Genomic DNA, 24,491 nt, shown 5'->3' on the forward strand with positions numbered 1-24,491 from the left:
GCTCGTGTCCGCGCTCGTGTCCGGCGTGGGATCCGCAGTCGGATCCGGGCTCGTGTCCGCGCTCGTGTCCGGCGTGGGATCCGCAGTCGGATCCGAGTCGGTGCCCGGAGTCGTGTCCGACGCCGGTTCGGGAGCGGTGCCGGGCGTGGTGTCGGCGGTCGGGCCCCGGTGCGAATCGGTGGCCGGGTCGGTCGCGGGCCGGGTCGCCGGATCGGGCGTGCCGTCGGGAGCCGAAGGGTCCGGCGTGCCGGTGTGCTGCTCGGGCGTCGGCGGCGCCGTCGGCGTCGAATCGGTGTTCTGTTGTTGTGAGTGCGGCTGCGGGGCGGGCTCCGACGTCGAGTCGGCCGGCTGCGTGGTCGGCGGCAGCGACATGTCGATCGGCTGCGCGTTCGCGTCCACGGCGATCGCCCACACCCGGTTCTGGTTCGGATACGGCTCGGGCATGACCTCGCCCGACTGCGGGTCGACCCACAGGACGTCGCCGTCCACGTTGATCGCGGCCCACGCGTGCGAGACCTGGCCGGTCTTGATGGTGCCGTCCGGATTCACCTGCGGCTCGGTCGGCCTGGACGTGACGATGTACGTCATCGCGCCCGGTCCGGCATCGCGCAGCCGTGCCTCGATGTCGCCGTACGCGCCGGCGGTGTCGGTGCTGCCGTCCGGGCGCCGGGCGAGCGGTGTCCAGTTCGTACCGAGCTCGTGCTGGGCCCGCTCCGGCGCTTGGACCTCGCCGGTCGTCTCACCCGGGATGCGCGGCGCGGCCACCTCCGGACGCCCGAACCAGGTGTTGCCGAAGGCCAGCACGCCGTCCATGCAGTTGTTGTCGCGGCCGGGCACCTGGGTGCCGCCGTCGTTCTGCACCGCGAACCAGTGGCCGTCGCGCGGGTCCGGGTGCACCTGCGGCGTGCCGTCGGCGTTGCGCGGGACGGCGACGTTCAACACGGACTGATCGCGCACGCTCGGCGGCATCAGGCCGCCGGGCTCGTACAGCGGACGGCCGTCGTTCAGCGGCGGCCGATCGGCGATCGGGCTCGTCGGATTCCGCAGCGAATCCGGCCGGTCGGGCTGTGCATTCGCGTCGGTAGTGGCCGGCGAGTTCGCGTACGGAGTCGAGTCGTAGGTGGGGTTCGGCTCCGGGCGCGTGCTCGGATCGGTATTCGGCGAGGCGTTCGGGCCGCGGCCGAAGAGGCTGCGGAGCCGGTCGCCGAGGCCGCGCACCGTGTTGTCGGTCCGACCGGTCGGATTCGGGTCGGTCGGCGTGCCGTGCCGCGCCCCCGTCGGGTTGCCGGCCGGGGTCAGGTGCAGGATGCCGACACCGCCGCCGTCCCGGGACGGCGTGCCGTCCTGCTCCGGACGCGGCGCGGTGTCCGGCGCGGGGGCGATGGAGGGGCCGGCGACCGTCGGTTCGGCGTTGAGATCGGTGTCCGGGGTCGTGGTCCGGTCGGTGTCCTGAGTCGGGTCCTGGTTCGGGTCGAGGTTCGAATCCTGCTCGGTGTTCCCGGTCGGGTCCGGTCGCGAGTCCGGGGTCGGGTTCGCGGCCGGGTCCGACTCGGCATCCTGTCGGTGCTCCGGCGTGGTGTCGCCGGTCGGGTCCTGCCGGGTGTTGTCCGAGGTGGACTCGGGCGTCGAGTCGGGCCGGGATTCCGGCCCGGTCTCCGGCTTCGAATCGGTCGTCGGATCCTGCCGGGTCTCCGGCGTCGTGTCGTGCCTGGGGTCCGTGGTCGGGTCCGTCGTCGGGTCCGGCCGGGTGTCCGACCGGGCGTCCTGGTTCGGATCCGTGTCGCCGTCCGGTGTCGGACTCGTGGTGTGGTCCGGCGCGGTGTTCGGCGTGACGCTCGGATTCGCGTCCGTCGTCGATCCCGGCGTCGGGTCCGGCCCGGTCCCGGTCGGGTCGGTCGCCCGGTTGGGGGTGTTGCCGGCCGGGCCGTCCTGTCGCTGCCCCGGAATGCGGCTCGTGTCCGGGGAGGTGCCGTTCGGCGTACCGGAGGTGGGCGAAGTGCCGTTCGGGCTGGTCGGGTTCGTGGCACCGGAGTTCGGCGTCGCGCCGGTCGGGGAGCCGGTGGTCGTCGGGTGGCCCGAGTTGGGCGCGCCCGTGCCCGGCGACGTCGGACCGGTCCCGCTCGTGGCCGGAGCGCCCGTGCCCGGGCTCCCGGTCATCGGCGTCGCGCCACTCGCCGGACGGGTCGCAGTCGGCGTACCGGCGGAGTTCGTCGCGGCTGAAGCGCCGTTGCTGCCACCGGAGTTGGGCGCCGATCCCGATCCCGATCCCGATCCGGCGCCGGCACCCGGTCCGGAACCCGTACCCGTACCCGGGCCGGTACCGGCAGCCGGGCCTGCTCCCGTGCTCGCCGCCGCCGTTGTACCGGCCACCGTGCTCGTCGTCGACACGTTGGTGGTCGTACTCGGACCGGACGTCGAGGGCGTCGTGGCCGACGTCGAGCCGATCGGGGACGAACCGCTCGTGGCGGGCGCGGTGCTCGTGGACGCGGTCGTGGTCTGCACGCCGCCGGTGTGGTTGCCGCTCGACGGGCTGCCCATGGACGGCGAACCACCGCTCGGGCCGTTGGAGCCGGTCCCGGATGGCGAGCCGCCCATCGACGGCGTATTGCCGGCGCCCGGCGCGCCACCGGTGCCGGGCACGCCACCCGGCTGCTGGCCGCCGCTCGGCGGCGCCTGCACGTACGTGTTGTTCTGCGAGGAGCCGCCGTCGTGGCTCGGCACGCGGCGCGGCGCGTCGCTGCCGTGGCCGGTCACTCCGGCCGGCGCGTCCGTCGAGGGCGGTGCCGCGGCCGATGCGCTCTGGGTGGCGACCGGGGTGTGCGTGGGTCGGTAGTCCCCGCCCGTGCTGCCACCCGTGTTGCCACCCTGATGTCCGGAATTCCCACCGGAGTTAGCCGAGTTCCCACCCGAGTTTCCGGAATGCCCGCCCGAGTTCCCCGAGTTGTTTCCGGAGTTTCCGGAGTTCCCGCCGTTGCCCGAGTCCCCCGAATTTCCCGAGCTCCCCGAATTCCCCGAATTCCCCGAATTTCCGGACGAGTTGTGCGACGAGCCGCCGCTTTGATTCCCGTTCCCGGAAGACCCGCCGTTTCCGGCACCGTTCCCGTGCGATCCCCCCGAGCCGTTCGATCCACCGGAGCCGTTGTCGGACCCGCCCGAGCCGTTCGACCCTCCGCCGTTTCCCCCGCCGTTGCCGGAGTTCCCGCCGTTCGGGTTGAGCGTCGAATCGATTCTGTTGCCGCCGGTCACCGGCCCGTTGGTGCCCAGGTTCGGCCCGCCGAGGTTCGTGTCGATGCCGGGGGTGGTGAACGCGTTGCTCACCCGGTCGCCGAGCTTGGACGCGCCGTGGTCGGTCGCGCCGCCCAGGCCGCCACTGGCGAACGTCTCCCAGTTCACCGGACCGCCGGTGGCCACCGTGCCGGCGACCTCGGCGCTGATGTTGGAGGCGAGCGAGGTGGTGACGCCCTTGACGCCCAGCTCGGCGCCCTCGCCGAAGACCTTCTTGCCGAGGCCGTTCACGCCGATCGCGGCCAGGCCACCGGCCGCGCCGCCGCCCGCGGCCAGCGCGGTCTGCTTGATCGAGTAGCCGTCCTGAGAGCCCCAGGTCATGTGGATGAACTGGGAGATGATGTCGTCGCGCACCTCGGAGAGTGCTTCGAGGGCGACGTTCTTGAGCAGCCGGCGCACCATGGACGCCTCGATCCGCCCCAGCATCCGGCGCAGCACCTGCATGAACGAGAAGCGCAGCGCGGCGGTCGAGGCCGCGGCGGTTCCGGCGGTGATGCCGAGGGTGATCGGGGCCGCCGCGATCTGGGCCAGGATGGCCGCGCCCTGGATGGTCGCCATCGTGACGAACTCGATCTTGGTGGCGTAGATCGTGTCACTCGTGTCGTCCGCCGCGCCGCCGAGCGCCTTGGAGGCCGCTTCCAGGGCCGGGAAGAACGCCTTGTCGCCCTTGCTCAGCTTGTCCCACATCCGAAGGAAGGCTTCCATGCCTTTGCCCTCGTTGGCGGCGTTGAGCTTGTTGACCGCCGCGGCAAGGTCCCCCGCGACCTTGGCGATTTCGCCGGCGGCGTGCTCCCACGCATTGCCCAGCGCCTCACACTTGTCCTCGTCGCCCTCCGGCCAGTCGACACCGACCAGGAGTTCGAGGACCTTCTCGACGATCTCCCCCGCTTCGACCGCCATCAGGCCCTGCCGCCGAAGGTATCGCGGTTGTGGTCCTCGGTCTTCTGGTAGTTGCCGGCGGACGTGTCCAGGCCCTTGCCGATCTCGCCGAGGCCCTTGGCGAGCGCCTCCAGCGCTTCGAGCACTTTGTCCCGGGCGGGCTTGTACTGCTTCGCGAACCCGTTGCCGAGATCGTCGTCGCCCCAGCACTCGCCGAGACCCTCGATGGACGTCTTCAGCGTCGCCCGTATTTCACCGATGCGCCTTCCCGCGTCGGTGAAAGCCTTGCCCGCCGTCTTGAAGTCCGAGGGAAGGGCCTTGTACCCCGTACCCGCGTCCGCCGTCATGTGAGAACACCCCCGTGTTCCGTGTCTCTCTGGCTGTCGCACAGTCCCCGGCAGGTTCCGGACAGGACGTCTCCCGGGGGCATGAAGGCAAGACACTAATTCACGATTCGCCGGAGTGTCACGTTTCCGGGGGCCGACGCTCCGCTACGAACGTCGGCCCCCGGACGGTACTTCGCCTGCTATTCGGGGACAAACCAGACGGTGGCCAGCGGGGGAAGCGTCAGCAGCGCGGAAGCGGGCCGGCCGTGCCATTCCACGTCCTCGGCCCGGATCTCGCCCTGGTTGCCCACGTTGCCGCCGCCGTAGCCGCCCGCGTCGGTGTTGAGCACCTCACGCCAGGGGCCCGCATGCGGCAGGCCCACCCGGAAGTCCTCGCGGACCACCGGGGAGAAGTTGCACACACAGAGCAATTGCTCGCCGGCCGTGCCTTGTCGGATGAACGACAACACGTTCGACGCCGCGTCGCCGCCGTCGATCCAGGAGAAGCCCTCGGGGCGGGTGTCCTGCGTCCACAGCGCGGGCTTGCCCCGATAGGTGGCGTTGAGGTCGCGGACCAGTCGCTGGATGCCCCGGTGCTCCTCGTGGTCCAGCAACCACCAGTCCAGGCCGCGCGCTTCCGACCATTCGGCGCCGTGACCGAATTCCGAGCCCATGAACAACAACTGCTTGCCCGGATGGGCCCACATGAAGGCGAGGTAGGCGCGCACGTTCGCCATCTGTTGCCAGCGGTCGCCCGGCATCTTGTCCACCAGCGAGCGTTTGCCGTGCACCACCTCGTCGTGGCTGATCGGCAGGATGTAGTTCTCGCTCCAGGCGTACATCAGCGAGAAGGTGATCTCGTTGTGGTGGTGTTGCCGGTGGATCGGCTCCTTCTGGATGTACTCCAGCGAGTCGTGCATCCACCCCATGTTCCACTTGAAGCCGAAGCCGAGCCCGCCGCCGTCGGTGGAGCGGGTCACCCCGTCCCACGCGGTGGACTCCTCGGCGATGGTCAGCACGCCGGGCACCCGCCGGTACAACGTCGCGTTCATCTCCTGGAGGAAGGCCACCGCGTCCAGGTTCTCCCGGCCGCCGTGTTGGTTCGGTGCCCACTGGCCGTGTTCGCGCGAGTAGTCCAGATAGAGCATCGAGGCGACCGCGTCCACCCGCAGCCCGTCGATGTGGAACTCCTCGCACCAATAGACCGCGTTGGCGACCAGGAAGTTGCGCACCTCGTGGCGGCCGTAGTCGAAGACCAGCGTGCCCCAGTCCGGATGTTCGCCCCGACGCGGATCCGGGTGCTCGTACAGCGGCGTCCCGTCGAATCGGGCCAGCGCCCACGCGTCCTTGGGGAAGTGCGCCGGCACCCAGTCCACCAGGACACCGATGCCCGCGCGGTGCAGGGCGTCGACGAGGTGGCGGAACTCGTCGGGGCTGCCGAACCGCGACGTGGGCGCGTAGTACGAGGACACCTGGTAGCCCCAGGACGGCCCGTACGGATGTTCGGCCACCGGCAGCAGTTCGACGTGCGTGAAGCCCATCTCGGCGACGTAGGCGGGCAACTGCTCGGCGAGTTGGAGGTAGCTCAGGCCCGGCCGCCACGAGCCGAGATGGATCTCGTACACGCTCATCGCCGAGGTGTGATGGGCGGCCTCGGCGCGCTTTCCCAACCACTCCTTGTCCGACCACGAGTAGGTCGAGGTGTGTACGACCGACGCGGTGGAGGGCGGCAGCTCGGTCGCGAAGGCCAGCGGGTCGGCCTTTTGCCGGGACACGCCGTCCCGGCCGAGGATCTCGTACTTGTACTTGGCGCCGTCGCCGACGTCGGGGATGAACAGCTCCCACACCCCGGACGAGCCGAGCGAGCGCATCGGGTGCCCGATGCCGTCCCAGTAGTTGAAGTCGCCCACCACCCGCACGCCCCGCGCGTTCGGCGCCCAGACCGCGAACGAGGTGCCGGCGACCGGCCCGTTGGGGGTCTCGTACGAGCGCACGTGCGCGCCGAGCACCTCCCACAGCCGCTCGTGCCGGCCCTCGGAGATCAGGTGTATGTCGAACTCGCCCAGGGTGGGCAGGAACCGGTACGGGTCGTCCGTGTGCAGTTCGCTGCCCTCGTAGCGGACCTCCAGCCGATAGTCGGGCACCTGCGTATCCGGCAGGACACCGGTGAACAGGCCCTCCGCCTCGTGGGTCAGCTCGACCCGGCGCTCACCGGTGACCACGATGACCTCGCGAGCCCACGGCCGCAGCACCCGCACCACCACGCCGTCGACGCCGGGCACGTTCGGGTGCGGGCCGAGCAGCGCGTGCGGATCGTGATGACCGCCCTCCACCAGGCGGCGCAACTCGTCTGCGGCCAACGGCGGTACGGCCGGGCCGGCGGTCGGGCGGGATCGGGGGCGCTTGTCCCGACGCTGGGAGGGGCGGCCGGTGGCCCCGCCGCCCTCGGGTGACGCGCTGATGTCCTGACGGGCCGTCACGGCTTGGACCTCCTGGGACGTTGGTGCTGAACGGGAATCGACGGATCGTCAGTGCGGCTGCGGCGCACGTTCGGCCAGGCGCCGGATCGCCGACATCGGAACCGGCAGCCACGAGGGTCGGTTGCCCGACTCGTACATGACCTCGTACACGGCCTTGTCGGTCTCGAAGGCCCGCAGCAGCACGGGCTCGGAATGTGGGTCGAAAGAGCCCGCTTCGGCGTATCCCGCACAGAAGGCTTCCCGATTGCGGGTCGCCCACTCCTCCGCACGGCGTACCAGGTGCGGCGCGGGCGCCCCGCGACCCCAGAACCCGCCGCCACCGGCCAGCAGATGCCGGGCCGCGTAGTCGAACGAGCGCAACATCGCCGCGATGTCGCGCAGCGGCGAGTGCAGGGAGCGCCGTTCGCTCAGCGGCCGGGCGGGTTCACCCTCGAAGTCGAGCAGCACCCACCGGGTGGCGGTGCGCATCACCTGGCCGAGGTGGAAGTCGCCGTGGATGCGCTGCAACGGGACCGGATGCCCGTTGCGCCCCAGCGCCTCCAGATCCCGGTACGCCTCGCACAGCCGGTCGGTGAACGGCGCCAGGTCCGGCACCGCCTCGGCCGCCGCGTGCAGCCGGCGCTCCATGTCCGAAGCGATCGCGGTCAGTTCCACCTCGCCCGCCACCGCCGTGGGCAGCGACCGGGCCAGGTCGGCGTGCACCTCGGCGGTGGCCGCGCCGAGCCGGAAGGACTCGCCGGCGAAGTCGCCACCGGTCTCGTGCGCCTGCGGACCGGCGCCGCGCACCTCCTGGCCGGCGTACAGGTCGCGGACCGAGGTCTTGGCGAGTTCCCAGCCGTCGGTGCCGGTGCGCAGGTATTCCTGGAGCAGGCCGAGCGTGGTCGGCTCGCTGTCCGCGCCCGGGAACGGCATGTCGAACCAGGCGACCGGCGCCGGGATGCGCCGCGAACCCGCGCCCGCCAGCGCGAGCGAGACCTCCAGGTCCGGATTGACCCCGGGCACCACCCGCCGGAACAGCTTGAGGATCACGTCGTCGCCGAAGATGATCGACGTGTTCGACTGCTCGGCGCCGATCACCAGGCCGACGTGCTCGGGATCGGGGGCCTGCGCGCCGGGGCGGTGGAAGGCCAGCGGGCCCACGGCGTCCGCCGCGACGAACCGTTCCGGCAACCACCGGGTCAGTTCCGCGTCGTGCACCGCGTCGTAGAGGCTGTGGCCGTTGGGCAGCCGGCCGATCAGCGCGTGGGCGAGCCGGCCCGGCAGGGTCTCGCGAACCCCCAGCAGGAGTTGATAGTGCTCGGGTGCGCCGCCGTGTTCGACCCGCAGCAGCATGTGGTGCAACGCGGGATCGCCGGAGACCACTTCGAGACTGTGGACCACGCCGGCCCCACGAAGAGGCCGGCCCTTGCCGGCGAACCATCTCTGCTGCGGCAGCCAGTCGCGCAGCAGAGCGATCACGGCGGAGGCAGTCGGATCGTGGGGTCGGGTGGAATCCGTCACAGTGTCATTTCTCCACGGGTGAGGCGGAACCAATAGAAACCGTGCCCCGCGAGGGTGAGCAGATACGGCAGCTCACCGATCGCCGGGAACGTCACCCCCCCGAGCAGCTCGACCGGTTCGTACGTCTCGAACTGCCGCAGATCCAGCTCGGTGGGCTGGGCGAAGCGCGAGAAGTTGTGAACACACAGCACGATGTCGTCCTCGTATTCGCGAAGGAACGCCAGCACGCTGGGATTGGACGAGGTCAGCTCGTTGTACACACCGAGCCCGAAGGCCGGGTTCTGCTTGCGGACCTCGATCATCCGGCGGGTCCAGTGCAGCAACGAGGAGGCGTTGGACATCTGCGCCTCGACGTTGGTGACCTGGTAGCCGTAGACCGGGTCCATGATGTTCGGCAGGTACAGCCGACCCGGGTCGCACGTGGAGAAGCCCGCGTTGCGATCCGGGGTCCACTGCATCGGCGTGCGCACTCCGTCGCGGTCGCCGAGCCAGATGTTGTCCCCCATGCCGATCTCGTCGCCGTAGTACAGGACGGGCGAGCCCGGCAGCGACAGCAGCAGCGCCGTGAACAGCTCGATCTGGTTGCGGTCGTTGTCCAGCAACGGCGCGAGCCGACGGCGGATGCCCACGTTGGCCCGCATCCGCGGGTCCTTCGCGTACTCCTTGTACATGTAGTCGCGTTCCTCGTCCGTGACCATTTCGAGGGTGAGCTCGTCGTGGTTGCGGAGGAAGATGCCCCATTGACAGTTGTCCGGGATGGACGGCGTGCCGGCCAGGATCTCCGAGACCGGGTAGCGCGACTCGCGGCGCACCGCCATGAAGATGCGCGGCATCACCGGGAAGTGGAACGCCATGTGGCATTCGTCGCCGTCGCCGAAGTAGTCCACCACGTCCTCGGGCCACTGGTTGGCCTCGGCCAGGAGCACGGTGTCCGGGTACTTGTCGTCGATCTCCTTGCGCACCCGCTTGAGGAACTCGTGGGTCGCGGGCAGGTTCTCGCAGTTGGTGCCCTCCTGCGCGAACAGGTACGGCACCGCGTCCAGCCGGAACCCGTCGATACCCAGGTCCAGCCAGAACCGCAGACCGGCGAGCATCTCCTCCTGCACGCGCGGGTTCTCGTAGTTGAGATCCGGCTGGTGGCCGAAGAAGCGGTGGAAGAAGTACTGCTTGCGCACCGGGTCGTAGGTCCAGTTGGAGGACTCGGTGTCGACGAAGATGATCCGGGCGTCGCCGTACGCCTTGTCGTCGTCGGCCCACATGTAGTAGTCGCCGTACGGCCCGTCGGGGTTGTTCCGCGACTCCTGGAACCACATGTGTTGATCGCTCGTATGGTTCATCACGAAGTCGATCACCACCCGCATGCCGCGCTTGTGCGCCGAGTCGACGAACTCGACGAAGTCGGCGAGGTCGCCGAACTCGGGCAGCACGGCGGTGTAGTCCGCCACGTCGTAGCCGCCGTCGCGCAGCGGCGAGGCGAAGAACGGCGGCAACCACAGGCAGTCGACGCCGAGCCACTGGAGATAGTCCAGCTTCTGGGTCAGGCCCTTCAGGTCGCCCACCCCGTCCCCGTTGCTGTCCTGGAAGGACCGCACGAGGACTTCGTAGAAGACGGCTCGCTTGAACCACAGGGGATCGCGATCCCGCGACGGGGTGTCGTCGAAGGTGTCGCGGACGGGTTCGTTGACGATCACGGGCTGTTCCTCCGGACCGAGAAGAGATGCGCGGGCTCGTGCGCGGGATCCAGCCGCACGTAGTTGTGCCGACCCCAGCGATAACCGGCTCCGGTGAACTCGTCCTGCACCGCGAAGGTGTCCTGCCAGTCCAACCCGAGGGCGGGCAGGTCCAAGGCGACGGTCGCCTCGTGCGTGTTGTGCGGATCCAGGTTCACCACGACCAGGACCAGGTCGTCTGCGTCACCCACACGGGTGCGCTTGGAGAAGGCCATGACCGCATCGTCGTCCACGTGATGGAAGGTCAGGTTGCGCAGATGTTGCAGGCTCGGGTGGCGTCGGCGCATCCGGTTCAACGTGGTGATGTACGGCGCCAGCGAGCGACCCTCGCGTTCGGCGCCGGCCCAGTCGCGCGGGCGCAGCTGGTACTTCTCCGAGTTCTGATACTCCTCGCTGCCGGCCTTCACCGCCAGATGCTCGTACAACTCGAAGCCCGAGTAGACGCCCCACGACGGGGACAGCGTGGCGGCGAGCAGGGCCCGGATCCGGAACGCGGCCGGCCCGCCGTACTGCAGGTAGGCGTGCAGGATGTCGGGCGTGTTCACGAAGAAGTTCGGCCGCATGTAGGCGGACGCCTCACCCGTGGTCAACTCGGTGAGGTACTCCTGAAGTTCATCCTTGCCGTTGCGCCAAGTGAAGTACGTGTACGACTGTTGGAAGCCGACCTTGGCCAACGTGCGCATCATCGCCGGTCGGGTGAACGCCTCGGCCAGGAAGATCACGTCCGGGTCGGTCGCGTTGATCGCGGCGATCACCTGCTCCCAGAACATCACCGGCTTGGTGTGCGGGTTGTCCACCCGGAAGATCCGCACGCCGTGCGCCATCCAGTGCCGCAACACCCGCAACGTCTCGGCGACCAGCCCCTCGAAGTCGGCGTCGAAGTCGATCGGGTAGATGTCCTGGTACTTCTTCGGCGGGTTCTCCGCGTAGGCGATGGTGCCGTCGGCACGGTGGCGGAACCACTCGGGGTGCTTGGCGACCCACGGGTGGTCGGGGGAGCCCTGGAGTGCGAAGTCCAGCGCGACCTCCATCCGCAGTTCGCCCGCCCGGGCCACGAACGCGTCGAAGTCCTCGATCGTGCCCAGGTCGGGGTGGATCGCGTCGTGCCCGCCCTCGGGCGAGCCGATCGCCCACGGCGAGCCGGGATCGTGCTCGCCGGCTTCGAGCGTGTTGTTGGGCCCTTTGCGAAACGCCTGGCCGATCGGGTGGATCGGTGGCAGGTAGACCACGTCGAAGCCCATCGCGGCGATCCGCGGCAGGCGTTCCATCGCGGTACGGAAGGTGCCGCTGCGCGGCGGGCGGTTGCCGGTGGGATCCACGACCGCGCCCTCGGAGCGCGGGAAGAACTCGTACCAGGAGCCGTACAGCGCGCGTTCGCGCTCGACCCGCAGCGGATGGCGGGCCGACGTGGTGAGCAACTCGCGCAGCGGATGCTCGGCCAGCACCTCGTCCAGCGCGGCGGAGCGCGCCGCGGCCAGCCGTTCGGCGGGGCTGCGCGTCTCGTCCCGGACCGTGTCCACCGCGGCCAGCACGATCGCCCGCAGGCCGTCCTTCTTGGGCACGCCGGCGGCGGCCCGCTCCAGCAACTGCGCGCCCTCCTCCAGCATCAGGTCGACCTCCAGGCCGGCCGGGATCTTGATGCCGGCCGCGTGCCGCCATGTGGCGATCGGGTCGCCCCACGCCTCGACCGCGTAGGACCACAGGCCCTCCGTCGTCGGCGTGACGCTCGCGTGCACGCGGTCGGTCCCGGGCGCGCCCGGGAGCATCGGGGTGGGCGCGCCCGTCCGGCCGCGCGGGTCGCGCAGCACGACGCTCGCGGCCACCGCGTCGTGACCCTCGCGAAAGACCGTGGCGCCCACGTGGAACGTCTCGCCCGGGACCGCCCGGGCCGGTCGGGTGCCGCCGTCGACGGCCGGTTCCACGTCGAGGATCGGGATGCGCCCGATGCGCGGCGTCACCGGTTTGGCCGATTTCCCGGCCCGCGCCGCCGACTTGGCGGCAGCGGTCGGCGCCGCGGCGACGCGGGCCGCCGGCTCCGGCCGTACCGCGCCCGCCTCGGTCGTGGCCGGGCCGGCCGCCGGTGGGTGGGCCGATTCGGTCGCGGGCCCGGCGGCCCGCGGCCTTGTGGCGGTCGTCTTCCGTGCCGCGGCCTTGCCGGCCGCGACCTGCCCCGCCCGGGGTGCGCGGGCGCCCCCGGGGTCCTTCTCAGCCGAACTGGTCATGCCGAACTCCTGTACCCACGGACGGGCATCCCGTGCGCGTCGCGCGCGATGCACCCGTACGGAAACCCACTCGATACCCCGATTGCCGGACCCGGGAGTGGCGGAAAACCGACCCGGCGGCGACCGGTGGGATCGCTCGGGTCCACCTCTCACCGCTGCGCGGCGGCCATTGCTCGTGACGCGACCACCAGGCGGGGACCGGGTGGGGCCCGGCCCGCGACCGTGGACGGCGGATGTCTGGTGTGTCCGCGGTACGCCGGGACGGAAGGACCCGGCTGTTCAACGATCATCGAGTCACTCGGGGCACGGTCCATATGGTGTAAAAACGCCCCCAGACGCATCCGCAAGATCTTGCCGGCTTTGCAAGCACACCGCATCCACTGTCGCAAGTTCTGCCGCCTTCCGGCTAGGGTCGCAGCGTGAGAGCAATCCGCAGATTCACCGTGCGTACGGTTCTGCCCGCTCCGCTGGAGCCACTGGGTGAACTGGCGATGAACCTCCGCTGGTCCTGGCACGCGGAGACCCGCGACCTGTTCGAGTCGATCGATCCGGACACCTGGGCCTCGGTCGGCCGGGACCCCGTCCGCCTGCTCGGCACCGTGCCGAACGACAAACTCGGCGCCCTCGCCGACGACCGCCGCTTCCTCGCCCGATTGCGGGTGGCGGCCGAAGACCTGCACGAATACCTGACCGGACCTCGTTGGTACCAAACCCTGTCGGAGCCGGGCACAGCTCCGGATTCGCCGCCGGCGGCGATCGCGTACTTCTCGCCGGAGTACGGCATCACCGCGGCACTTCCGCAGTACAGCGGCGGTTTGGGCATCCTCGCGGGCGACCATCTCAAGGCCGCCAGCGACCTGGGTGTGCCGATCGTCGGAGTCGGCCTGATGTACCGCCACGGGTACTTCCGGCAGTCCTTGTCCCGAGACGGTTGGCAGCAGGAGCGCTATCCCCTCCTGGACCCCAACGAGTTGCCACTGACCCTCCTTCGGAGTGCCGACGGTGCACCCGCACGGGTGGTCATCGGACTCCCGACGGGTGAGTTGCACGCGCGGATCTGGAAGGCCCAGGTCGGCCGAGTGCCACTGCTGCTGTTGGACTCGGACATCGAGGAGAACGAGCCCGCCGAACGCGAGGTGACCGACCGGCTGTACGGCGGCACGAGCGAACACCGTTTGCATCAGGAGATGCTGCTCGGCATCGGCGGGGTGCGGGCTTTGCGGGCTTTTTGCGAGATCACCGGTCATCCGGCGCCCGAGGTCTTCCACACCAACGAGGGCCACGCCGGCTTCCTGGGCATCGAGCGCATCCGCGAGTTCACCCAGGCCGAGGGGCTGGACTTCGACGCGGCCCTGGAAGCCGCCCGGGCGGGCACGGTGTTCACCACGCACACGCCCGTCCCGGCCGGTATCGACCGGTTCGGGCGCGACCAGATCCAGCGGCATTTCGGCGGTGACCTCGCTTGTCCGGGGGTTCCGGTGGACCGGGTCCTCGCACTGGGCGCGGAGACATACCCGGACGGCGATCCGGGCGTGTTCAACATGGCCGTGATGGGCCTGCGGCTCGCTCAACGGGCCAACGGCGTGAGCAAGTTGCACGGACGGGTCAGCCGGGGCATGTTCGACGGCCTGTGGCCGGGCTTCGACACCACCGAGGTACCGATTACCTCGATCACGAACGGCGTACACGCGCCCACGTGGGTGGATGCCGACGTGCTCGACCTGGCCGGCCGCGAAGCCGGCGTCGAACTCGCCGAGGATCCCTCGGCCTGGGCGGCGATCGACCGACTGTCGGCCGCCTCGGTGTGGGAGCTGCGCCGCACGCTGCGCACCAAGCTGGTCACCGAGGCCCGTCTGCGGCTGCGCGCGTCCTGGAAGCAACGTGGCGCGGGCGACGCGGAATTGGGCTGGATCGAGAACGTGCTCGATCCGGACGTGCTGACCATCGGGTTCGCTCGCCGGGTGCCGTCCTACAAGCGGCTCACCCTGATGCTGCGGGATCCGGCCAGGCTGCGCGGGATGCTGCTGCACCCCGAGCGGCCGGTGCAGATCGTGATCGCGGGCAAGGCGCATCCGGCCGACGAGGGGGGCAAGCGGCTGATCCAGGAACTGGTGCGGTTCGCCGACCGCGAGGACGTACGGCACCGGATCGTGTTCCTGCCGGACTACGACATCGCGATGGCCCAGCACCTGTACCCCGGGTGCGACGTGTGGCTGAACAACCCGCTGCGGCCGCTGGAGGCTTGCGGCACCTCGGGGATGAAGGCCGCGCTGAACGGCTGTCTGAACCTGTCCATCCTGGACGGATGGTGGGACGAGTGGTACGACGGCTCGAACGGGTGGGCGATTCCGACGGCCGACGGGATCACCGACGTCGACCGCCGCGACGACCTCGAAGCGGGCGCGTTGTACGACCTGATCGAGAACTCGGTCGCGGCCCGGTTCTACGACCGGGGGCCCGAGGGCCTGCCGACCCGATGGCTGGAAATGGTCCGGCACACGCTGGCCACGCTCGGCCCGAAGGTGCTCGCGGACCGCATGGTCAAGGACTACGTCGACGTGCTGTACACGCCGGCGGCGCTCTCCGGCCGGGCGATCACCGGTCGGGCGGCGCGCGAACTGGCCGAGTGGAAGGCGAATGTGCGCCGGTGCTGGGCCGGCGTACGGGTCGATCACGTGGAGTCGGGCGGGATAGGGGACGCCCCCGAGGTCGGCAACACGCTGAACGTGCGGGTCTTCGTCTCGCTGGGCGAACTCGCGCCCACCGACGTCGAGGTCCAGGTCGTGCACGGCCGGGTCGACAACGCGGACCGGATCGTCGAAGCCGCGGTGGGCCCGCTCAAGGCGGGTCGCCGGGACGAGCACGACCGCCGGCTCTACGAGGGCTCCCTGGCCCTGGATCGAACCGGCCCGTTCGGCTACACCGTCCGGGTGATGCCGTCGCACCCGCTGCTCGCCGGCCCGGCCGAACTCGGCCTGATCGCGGCACCCCCGGAGAGCGAGGGCTTCGCGGAGGGCATGCCGCTGCGCTGAGCCGCACCGGCCGTTCGGGCCCCGCCGTCCTTGTCGACGGCGGGGCCCGAACGCGTTCCGGGGCGGATCGCGACCGGCGGTCGGCCGGGCGGGATGGGCGTCGCGGCTTCGTGACCTCTCGCGCGGACGGCCGACTCCCGTACCCGGTTCCGCACCGGGGAGAGTGATCCACCTCATACTGCCGGGTCGTAACGGCAAGGGTGGGAAATGTCGTCATCTCCTCTGGTAGTGCGGCGACTTAGGGAGATCCATGCCGACGACGGCAGCAGGGGCGACATCCGGTTCGGAAGCACGGAGACCTCGCTCGCGACGACGGATACGCAGGGTCCTGCCGGCGCTCGCCGTGTGTGTCGCGCTCCTGGGGGTCGGGGCGTGTGGCGGGGGCGACGACAAGAAGGCCAAGAAGGACGACAAGGTCGAGCCGATCGCCCAGACCAAGGCACCCGACGGTGCGCCCAAGACCTCCCAGGCGGTGGTCACCATCGTCCCGAAGGACGGCGCGACCGGGGTGGCCACCGACGGTGCGCTGAAGGTGAGCGCGAGCGCCGGGAAACTGACCCGGGTCACCGTGACCAGCTCCGAGGGCGGCAAGCCGGTCGAGGGCACGATCGCGCCGGACGGGGCCAGTTGGGTGCCGGCGGCGGCGCTGCAGACCGGCACCAAGTACGCGGTGTCCGCGACCGCGACCGACGCCGGCGGGCTGGTCTCCGCGCTGCAGTCCTCGTTCACCACGCTGACGCCGGCGAACACCAACTACGGCGTGTTCAACATCGATGCCAACGAAACGTACGGCGTCGGCATGATCGTGTCGCTGGAGTTCACCAAGCCGGTCAGGGACAAGGCGGTGGTGAACCAGTCGGTCACCGTCACCTCCGAGCCCGCCGTCGACGTCAAGGGCCACTGGTTCGGCAACCAGCGGCTGGACTTTCGCCCGGAGAAGTACTGGGCGCCCGGCACGAAGGTGACCCTGCACCTGGACCTGGACGGCAAGCAGACCTCCCCGGGCGTCTACGGCAAGCAGAAGAAGGACGTCACCTTCACCGTCGGCCGCGCGCAGACCAGCGTCGCCGACAACAGCGCGCACACACTGACGGTCACCCGTGACGGCGCGGTGCTCAAGAAGCTGCCGGCCAGCCTGGGCGACGCGGAGAACACCACGTACAACGGCAAGATGACGATCATGTCCAAAGAGCTCACCGTGCACATGAACTCCCAGTCGGTGGGCCTGGCCAAGGGCGTGTACGACATCCCGGACGTCCCACACGGCATGCGGCTGAGCGTCACCGGCACCTACGTGCACGGCAACTACTGGCGCGACCCGCCGCCGTTCGGCAAGGAGAACACCAGCCACGGCTGCGTGAGCCTGCAGGACGTCAAGGGCGGCGGCGACCCGAACATGGCCGCCGCGTGGTTCTACAAGGAGTCGCTGATCGGCGACGTGATCGAGGTGGTCAACTCGCCCGACAAGGTGATCGCCCCGGACAACGGCTGGAGCGGCTGGTCGATGGACTGGGCCGGCTGGACGGCGGCGAGCTGACCGCTTCGATCGTTCGACCGCGCCGAATTCGCATGGCGCATACGCCCGAAGGGGGCGGTGCCGGGTCACCGGCACCGCCCCCTTCGGGTTGTTCGTTCGGATTTCCTCCTACCCGGTCAGCCGTGCGACTGGTCCGGGCGGTACGGCGGGTAGGGCTGCCGGTGCTGCCCCTGGGACGGCTGCCCGGGGTAGGGCTGCTGCGCCTGGTAGGGCTGCTGTCCCTGGTAGGGCGTGGGCCCGTAGCCGCCGGCCATCTGCGGCTCGGTCACGAGCGTGCGGTCCGCGTCCGGGTTGCCGTACGCCTCGGGCGCGCCGGTCCCGCCGCCGTGCCCTTTGGCCTTGCCGCCCCGGCGCGGCCACCACAGGCCCCGACCCAGGATCGCGGCGATCGCGGGCACCAGCACGATGGACAGCAGCATCGAGGAGAGCAGGATGCCGACCGCGGTGGCGAAGCCGATCTCGGCGGTCGCGGGGCTGGCCGCCAGGCTGGCGAAGGAGCCGGCCAGGACGAGACCGGCCGTGGCGATCGCGGGCGCGGTGTGCTCGACCGCCTTGGCCACCGCCTTGCGGGCCGGGATGGGCTTGTCCATCTCCTCACGGAGTCGGTCGCTCATCAGGATGTTGTAGTCGGTGCCCAGCGCGACCACGAACAGGAACAGCACCAGCGGCAGGGTGAAGGAGACACCGGGCCGGTCGAGCATGTGCTGGAAGACCAGGGTGCCGGCGCCCAGCGTGGCCACGAAGCCCAACCCGACCGCGAGCATCAGCACGAGCGGCGCCAGCAGCGAGCGCAGCAGCAGGAACAGGATCAGCGCGATCAGGATCGCGGCGACCGGGAAGACCAGCTTGAGGTCCTTGTCCACCGCGCTCGACACGTCGGCGAAGATCGCGGCCGTTCCGGTGATGTGCGCCTCGGTGCCGTTCGGGGTGTTCTTCGAGATGGTGCCCCGGACCGGGCCGGTGACCAGGTCACGCGCCTTCTGCGAGTCGGCCTTCGCGGCCAGGAACACATCGATCCGAGCGGCCGAACCGTCCGGGTTGAGGACCGGCTTGGCGACCTGGCCGACGCCCTCGACCTTGCCCAGCGCGCCGGTCAGCCCGGTGAGCGAGCGCTCGTCGAGCTTGCCGCCGGCCTTGGTCTGCACGTAGACGGTGTGCGGGTCGGATACGCCCGCGGGGAGCGAGCGGGAGATCTCGTCGGCGGTCCGGGTCGCGTTGGTCGTGGGCTGACCCTCCTGGTCGTAGCTCATCTTGACGCCGACCGCGCCGGCGCCGAGGGCGCCCAGCAGGACCAGGCTGCCGACCAGGTAGCGCACCGGACGCGCGCTGACCTTCTCGCCCAGACGGGCGGCGAAGCCCGCCGGACGTTCCTTCTTCCAGGCACGGGCCGGCCAGAACAACCCGCGACCGGTGACCGCGAGCAGTGCGGGCATCAGGGTCAGGCTGCCGAGCAGGGCCACCAGCACCGAGACCGCGATGGCCGGGCCGAGCACCTTGAACTGACCGAAGCTGGCGATGCCCAGGGTGGCGAACGCGGCCACGATGGTCAGCGCCGCGCAGGTGATCGCGTTGCCCACCCGACCGGCGGTGATCGCGGCGGCCTCGCGCTTGTCCATATCCGGATTGGCGCGCAATTCCTCACGGAAGCGGAACATCAGGAACAGGAAGTAGTCGATGGCGATGCCGAGCAGTACGACGGTGATCAGCGACGGCACGGACGGGTCCAGCTTGATGTCCAGGAGCTTCGCGCTGCCGGCCACCGCGCCGGTGGCCACACCGCTGATCATCACCACCGCGAGCAGCGGCAGCAGAGCGGCCAGGACACTGCGGAAGACCACCACGTTCAGCAGGACTATGAGACCCATCGTCAACATGGCGACGAGAGCCTCGGTGTCCTTCTCCTCGTCCAGGTTGTCGACCGTGTTCGCGATACCACCGGTGAATCCGACCCGGAACCCGGCGGCCTCGAAATCGGTCTTCGCCAGATCACGGGCGTCCCGGTAGACGTCCTGGAGGCCGACATCGTTCATATTCCCGCTCAGCGACAGCGAGACCAGCTGGAACGTCCCGTCCGGGGCGACCACCCCGACGGTGTAGCGCGGCGTCTGCGAGAAGTCCTTGGCGAACTGCTCCGGCTCCGCCTCGATCGGCTTCTTCGCCAGCGCAGCCGCTGTGTCGGCGATCTTCCTCTGGTCCGCCGGGCCGATCTTGGCGCCGTCCGCACGGGCCACCAGCACGGTCACCATATTGGGATCGGGCTTTTCGTCGAACTTCTTCTCGGCGATTTGCAGAGCCGCCGCCGAGTCGTATTTCTTCGGCAGGAAATCGCCGGTCGAGGAATCGGTGACGCTGTTCATCAACGGGGTTGCGACGGCGGACAGCGTGAGACCGAAAATCGCCCAGACGATGATGGTCATCCATCGATGACGAGTGGCGAACGCGGTTGTTCTACGGATCATTTTCCTTCTCCGCCGTCGGGTCGAAACGCGGGAGCTCGATACGGGAACTCCGGATTGACTCAAGGTCATCACGCGCGGCCCCCTTCGGACATCGACCGGGGGAAGGGCTGTGGACCGGGACCTCGGTCCGGGACCACCGCGCAACCAGGACTCGGGTCCGGGGCCGGGGATCGTCTGTGAAGCGGTTCAGGAATGGGGGCGGAGAGGATGGAATGGGTCAATGAGCCGCGTGTCGGCGCGGGTCGGGTCCGCGACCGGGACGACGGCGGCGCGCCGGCGCCGGGTGCCTGGGGGAGGCGCCGGTCCGGCGGCCGAACGAACCGCACAAGATCATGAAGGGGGCCTGCGGATGGGCGCCGACCATCGCTCAGCGGCCGAGGGCGGCACGCTGCTCGTCGTCGAGCCGGGCGCCGCGACGCCGGCGACCCTCGCCGGTACCGCGCCGGCCGAGCCGGGGCCGTCGACCGGGCTGCTGCGGCAGGCCGGCCGCCGGATCCGGGCCTTCCCGTGGCGACGCAACGACCTGCTGATCGCGCTCGGCTGCGCCGCGGCCGAGGTCGCCTCGTTCCTGTCGTCCGGGCACGGCGACGGGCACCTTTCCGTGCTTGCGCTGCTGTTGCTCGTGGCGGGTGGCGCGTCGACGATCATGCGCCGGCGGTATCCGGTGCACGTGCTCGGCGCGGTGGCCGGGCTGTACCTGGCGGTGGTGCTGCTGGTCACGCCGACCGTGTACAACTTCGGCCTGTCGCTCACGGTGGCGCTGTACTCGGTGGCCCGCTACCGCTCCCACCGCGTGGTCGCCGCCGCCGGGGCCGCGACGCTGGTGAGCCAGGTGGTGTGCGGAGTCCGGATCGGATGGTCGCTTCCGATGGCGACGCTCGCCGATCTGACGGCGATCTGCATGGCGAGCGCGGCCGGCGTCGGGGTGCGCAGGTGGCAGGAGCAGATGGAGCTGAACCGGCAACTGCTGGCGGATCGGGCGGTGACCGAGGAGCGCCGGCGGATCGCGCGCGAGCTGCACGACATCGTGGCGCACCACATCACCACGATGTACCTGATGTCCGGCGGCGCGCGGTCCACCCTGGACCGCGATCCGGACACCGCCCGGGCCGCGCTGGTCACGCTGGAGTCGTCCGGCCGCACGGCGCTGCGCGAGATGCGCCAACTGCTCGGAGTCCTGCGCGGTTCGGACGCGGTCGAGGAAGCGCCCTCGGAACCACAGCCGGGGGTCAACGAGATCGACCGGTTGCTCATCGAGTCGCGCGCGGCCGGCCTGCCCGTCGAGTACGAGGAACTCGGCGAGCCGCGTCCGCTGCCGCCCGCCACCGCGCTCGCGCTGTACCGGATCGTGCAGGAGGCGCTCACGAACGCGCGCAAACACGCGGGCAACGCGCGTGCCTTCGTGCGACTCGAATACGGCTCGGACCGGGTCACGGTGGAGATCTGCGACGACGGCGACGGCGGTGGGTCGACGATGGCGGGCGGCGGGTACGGTCTCCTGGGCATGCGTGAGCGAGTCGCCGTGCACGGCGGCACGCTGGAGGCGGGCAGGCGACCCGAAGGCGGGTACCGTGTGGCCGCCCGCGTGCCGTTGCCGCCGATGGAGCCAGGAGAGGACTGAAATCCGGATGAGCGTGGACGCACCCCCGATCACCGTGCTGCTCGCGGACGATCAACCCCTTGTGCGTCGGGGCCTGGCCCTGATTCTGCGCTCGGATCCCGGCATCGAGGTGATCGGCGAGGTGGGCGACGGTGCGCAGGCCGTCGAGGCGGCGCACCGACTGCACCCGAATGTGATCCTGATGGACATCCGGATGCCGGTGCTCGACGGCGTCAAGGCCACCGCGCGGCTGACCGAGGAACTGCCCGAGTGCCGGGTGCTCGCGCTGAGCACCTTCGACATGGACGAGTACGTGGTCGGCGCGCTGCGCGCGGGCGCGATCGGCTTCCTGCCCAAGGACGTGTCTCCCGAGGACCTGATCGCGGCGGTCTACACCGTCCACCTCGGCGAGGCCGCGGTCGCGCCGCGACTGCTGACCCGGCTGATCGAGTCCTTCGTCAAGGCACCCTCGGCCCCGCAGCCCTCGACGACCGCCCTGCGCGACCTGACCCCGCGCGAGGTGGAGGTACTCCGGCTGATCGCCGCGGGTCTGGACAACGCCGAGATCGCCCAGGCGATGAGCATCGGCGTGCAGACCGTCAAGAACCACGCCACGGGCCTGTTCGCCAAACTCGGCGTCCGCGACCGCGCCCAGGCCGTCGTCTTCGCCTACGAATCCGGCCTGGTCCAGGCGGGCCGGACGCCGTAGGGCGAACGATGCCGGCCCTCGGTGACCCGTACCGCGACTGACGCGCCCACGACGGTGGGAGCGTCGGGGCAGGGAGCCGCGTGGGCCGGGCTTTCGGTGTGGTCCGGCGGTTGTTGTGGGCCGAACAGGTGACGGAAAGGCATCAACTCGTGCGTGTGGCCCCCATGGACGGGTTCGACAGGCTGGGATGGAACCTGCGGGGGCCGGTTCGACCCGATTGGCGAAGGTGCCGTTCCATGAGTGACTCATCCGGCAATCCCTACGCTCCACGCCTGGTGGCCGCCGGGCAGACGTTCGATGTCGTCGAGGTCGACGCGCGGTTGGGGCGTGAGGTGGTGAAGCACCTGCGCGCCGCGGGAGTTCGGGTCGGGCCGGTGATCCACGACCGGCGCTGCGCCAAGATGGGCTTCCTGGTCCCGGTCACCTCCCCGGCCCGCACGCGCCTGCGCGACCAGCGCGGCCCCAGTCGGCACGGCCTCGGCGCGTGGGTCACCTTCCCACCGCTGCGCGGCGGCGCCGGCCCGCTCGTCTGGTTCGTCCCCCCCACCGAGAACCCGATCCCCACCCCGCTGGGCCCCCTCGACGCCGCCATCACCAGAGCCGCGGCGACCCTGATCGACCACGGCCACGCCCCCGACGGCTGAACCGTCGTCACCGCCCGGCCGGCAGGAGAGCCGCGGAAGCTCTCGTCAGGGGTTGGCGCCCGCCCGTACGATGCGGGCCTCGGGACCGAATACGGGGGCGACGGATGGGTGTGGTGGGGCGCAAGGCCGAGGAATTACGCGACGAGGTGGTCGGGCATCTCCGGTGCCGGCGGCGGATTCGGCAGTGGATCGCGATCGGGTTCGTGTTCGGGCTGCTGATCGGCGCGGGCCTGGCCGCGGGCGCGGCGGCGCTGTACTGGCCGGAGAAGGACAAGCCGCTGAAGATGACCATGCGCGAGTGGGAGATACCGGTCAAGGCCCCGGCCGTGCTCAGCGGGCCGGCCACGTTCACCGCGCAGGGCCTCACCTGCGGCATCGAGTGGATCACCGGTACCCACGCCGAGCACTTCGCCAAGGGCCGACTGTGCCGGGTCAAGGTCTCCATCGCCAACAACTCGCTGGCCACCGTGCAGATCGCCAACCTGGAGCAGCGCCTGGTCCTGTCGGACGGCAGCCGACTGGGCATGGACCTGGAATCGATGGAGATCAAGCGCCAGCTCCGCGACTTCACCCTCGGCGCCTCGGACACCCTGGTCGAGGACCTGTGGTTCGACCTCCCCAAGGACATCGTCCCCACCGCGATCCTCCTGCGCGCCAACGCCGACACCCCACAGGGCCGCGCGGAACTCCCGCGGCGCGACTGGTCGAAGAAGTAACGGCCCGGAAGGGGTGGGCACCCCTTCCTCGACGGCGACAAGCGCACCGGCCCGGTGGCTGCCGTGGTGTTCCTCGCATACGACGGGATCGATGCCGGACACCGGGACGAGGACGCGACGTTCGACCCGATCATCGCGGTGGCGGCCGGCTCGCCGAGCGACTTCCGGCCGATCGCGAACGCGTCGCGCGGCGGACCGCGCGCCCGAACCGGCGACGGCATCCCCCGGAATACCCCCTAGCATCGGGGCGAGTCGGCGCCTGTACGGGGGCGCGTCGTCGAGAAAGGCGTTCCTGTGACGCAGTCGTTCCATCCGCCCGGAGCCGCCGGCATCGAACGCAAGGCGATGTTCGCCTTCGGCTGGATTCCGCTGCCCAAGCGAGTCGCCGAGCGATACTTCGTGCCCGACTATCGGTTGATCGGGCGCGACGTGACCCTGGAGCGGGTGCGCGCGATCCGGTCCTGGCTCGGCCTCGGCGTACTCATCTGGATCGCGGTCACCTACGGCGGCACCGACGACGCCGCCCAGGGCTGGATGGCGAGCTTCATCGCGTCCGTCTTCGTGGCGATCATCGCGTGTCCGATCGCGGTGGCCGTGATCGTCGCCCTGACCCGCCCCGACGTGCGGACCGAGACGCGCAAGAGCCTGATGTTGCCGCTGCGTTCGCTCGGTCTGTTCGTGGTCGTCTCGGTGGCCACGCTCGGCGGTCTGACCTCGCTGGCCTACGGATCCCGACGGGTCAACGCGGGTGCCGACGTGACCTCGTTCCTCGTCACGCTGCTCGGCCTGATCGTGTCGCTGTGGGTGCTGCGCTTCTGGCTCCTCGCGGTTCGGGCGATTCCGCAGCACCTGTTCCGTGCCGTGGACGGACACCCGCTGCTGCCCGCCGTGATCGCGCCCTGGCTCTCGTGGTGTGGCGCGCTGGTCGACCTCGGTGACGACGGCGGCAAGGGTGCGCTGCCGACCGGCGTACGGCTGATCGGCACGCTCGGCGGCCCGGTCACCATCACGCTGATGTCGCTGTGGGAGATCCGCCGGGTGCGCAGTCGCTACGGCGTCACCTTCCGTGGCGGACCGCACCCGACCCGCCGGCCGGAGCCGGTGCCGCCGCCGATGCCGCTGTTCCCGAACCAGGCCAACCCGTGGCAGCCGCAACCGCAAGGGTTCTTCCCGCCGGCCCCGCCGCGACAGCCACCGAACCCGCATCAACACCCGGCCTGGCAACAGCCGCAATCCGGCTACCACCGCCCCCCGCCGCCGCCATGGGGCCCGCCGCGCGGCTGACCCCGTGCACCGCCGGGGGTGCCGGCCGATCCGGCCCACCCCCGGCGCGCGCCGAGAACACCGCGCGCCGATACGGCCGGTGCGTCGA

Annotated in this window: 15 protein-coding genes; 8 read left to right on the forward strand and 7 right to left on the reverse strand. The window is 70.4% G+C overall.

The annotated features are described in order from the left end of the window. The 6 genes from A3IC_RS69340 to A3IC_RS0142240 all read right to left on the reverse strand — a co-directional run. On the reverse strand, positions 1 to 4,185 hold a 4,185-nt coding region (locus tag A3IC_RS69340; protein ID WP_020556105.1), incomplete at its 3' end, for a toxin glutamine deamidase domain-containing protein. Beyond that, complete coding sequence (locus tag A3IC_RS63380; RefSeq protein ID WP_020556106.1) at positions 4,185 to 4,511, reverse strand: WXG100 family type VII secretion target; 327 nt, start codon at positions 4,509 to 4,511, stop codon at positions 4,185 to 4,187. The genes A3IC_RS63380 and A3IC_RS69340, both read right to left, overlap by 1 nt. 179 nt (positions 4,512 to 4,690) lie before the next feature. Continuing rightward, a complete protein-coding gene (gene glgB / locus A3IC_RS0142225) occupies positions 4,691 to 6,970 on the reverse strand; it encodes a 1,4-alpha-glucan branching protein GlgB (protein WP_020556107.1) in 2,280 nt (759 codons plus the stop codon). Positions 6,971 to 7,018: 48 nt separating this feature from the next. Then, the gene (locus tag A3IC_RS59720; protein WP_063744957.1) at positions 7,019 to 8,470 is read right to left on the reverse strand and encodes a maltokinase N-terminal cap-like domain-containing protein; all 1,452 of its coding nucleotides are present in this window, start codon (positions 8,468 to 8,470) and stop codon (positions 7,019 to 7,021) included. Continuing rightward, entirely contained in the window at positions 8,467 to 10,161 is a 1,695-nt protein-coding gene (gene treS, locus A3IC_RS0142235) for a maltose alpha-D-glucosyltransferase (protein WP_020556109.1), read from the reverse strand. Before treS ends, A3IC_RS59720 begins: the two co-directional genes overlap by 4 nt. Continuing rightward, a complete protein-coding gene (locus tag A3IC_RS0142240) occupies positions 10,158 to 12,422 on the reverse strand; it encodes an alpha-1,4-glucan--maltose-1-phosphate maltosyltransferase (RefSeq protein ID WP_079027041.1) in 2,265 nt (754 codons plus the stop codon). The genes treS and A3IC_RS0142240 overlap by 4 nt, the downstream gene beginning before the upstream one ends. Before the next feature lie 419 nt (positions 12,423 to 12,841). On the opposite strand from A3IC_RS0142240, the gene glgP reads away from it, so the two are divergent. Beyond that, positions 12,842 to 15,454: an alpha-glucan family phosphorylase gene (gene glgP, locus A3IC_RS0142245; RefSeq protein ID WP_026219364.1), complete on the forward strand. Its 2,613-nt coding sequence runs from the start codon at positions 12,842 to 12,844 to the stop codon at positions 15,452 to 15,454. A 343-nt stretch (positions 15,455 to 15,797) separates the two neighbouring features. Beyond that, positions 15,798 to 16,991 carry a L,D-transpeptidase gene (locus A3IC_RS0142250; RefSeq protein WP_020556112.1) on the forward strand — a complete coding sequence of 398 codons (1,194 nt, stop codon included), beginning with the start codon at positions 15,798 to 15,800 and terminating at the stop codon, positions 16,989 to 16,991. 116 nt (positions 16,992 to 17,107) lie between these two features. Here the strand turns inward: A3IC_RS0142250 and A3IC_RS0142255 are convergent, their stop codons facing one another. Then, a complete protein-coding gene (locus A3IC_RS0142255; protein WP_020556113.1) occupies positions 17,108 to 19,408 on the reverse strand; it encodes an MMPL family transporter in 2,301 nt (766 codons plus the stop codon). A 391-nt stretch (positions 19,409 to 19,799) separates the two neighbouring features. Here A3IC_RS0142255 and A3IC_RS0142260 point away from each other — a divergent pair, with 391 nt between their 5' ends. From A3IC_RS0142260 to A3IC_RS0142285, 6 genes are all read left to right on the forward strand, one after another. Next, positions 19,800 to 21,071: a sensor histidine kinase gene (locus A3IC_RS0142260; RefSeq protein ID WP_020556114.1), complete on the forward strand. Its 1,272-nt coding sequence runs from the start codon at positions 19,800 to 19,802 to the stop codon at positions 21,069 to 21,071. Between the two features lie 7 nt (positions 21,072 to 21,078). Further along, positions 21,079 to 21,759, forward strand: coding sequence for a response regulator (locus tag A3IC_RS0142265; RefSeq protein WP_020556115.1), 681 nt, complete (start codon positions 21,079 to 21,081; stop codon positions 21,757 to 21,759). Positions 21,760 to 21,995: 236 nt separating this feature from the next. Then, positions 21,996 to 22,403: a hypothetical protein gene (locus tag A3IC_RS63385; RefSeq protein WP_020556116.1), complete on the forward strand. Its 408-nt coding sequence runs from the start codon at positions 21,996 to 21,998 to the stop codon at positions 22,401 to 22,403. A gap of 104 nt (positions 22,404 to 22,507) precedes the next feature. After that, a complete protein-coding gene (locus A3IC_RS59735; protein WP_020556117.1) occupies positions 22,508 to 23,119 on the forward strand; it encodes a hypothetical protein in 612 nt (203 codons plus the stop codon). A 63-nt stretch (positions 23,120 to 23,182) separates the two neighbouring features. Beyond that, positions 23,183 to 23,359: a hypothetical protein gene (locus A3IC_RS69345; protein ID WP_020556118.1), complete on the forward strand. Its 177-nt coding sequence runs from the start codon at positions 23,183 to 23,185 to the stop codon at positions 23,357 to 23,359. A 54-nt stretch (positions 23,360 to 23,413) separates the two neighbouring features. Beyond that, the gene (locus A3IC_RS0142285) at positions 23,414 to 24,403 is read left to right on the forward strand and encodes a hypothetical protein (protein ID WP_020556119.1); all 990 of its coding nucleotides are present in this window, start codon (positions 23,414 to 23,416) and stop codon (positions 24,401 to 24,403) included. Positions 24,404 to 24,491: the final 88 nt, after the last annotated feature.

This window comes from Embleya scabrispora DSM 41855, from assembly GCF_000372745.1.
GTDB classification, from domain to species: domain Bacteria; phylum Actinomycetota; class Actinomycetes; order Streptomycetales; family Streptomycetaceae; genus Embleya; species Embleya scabrispora.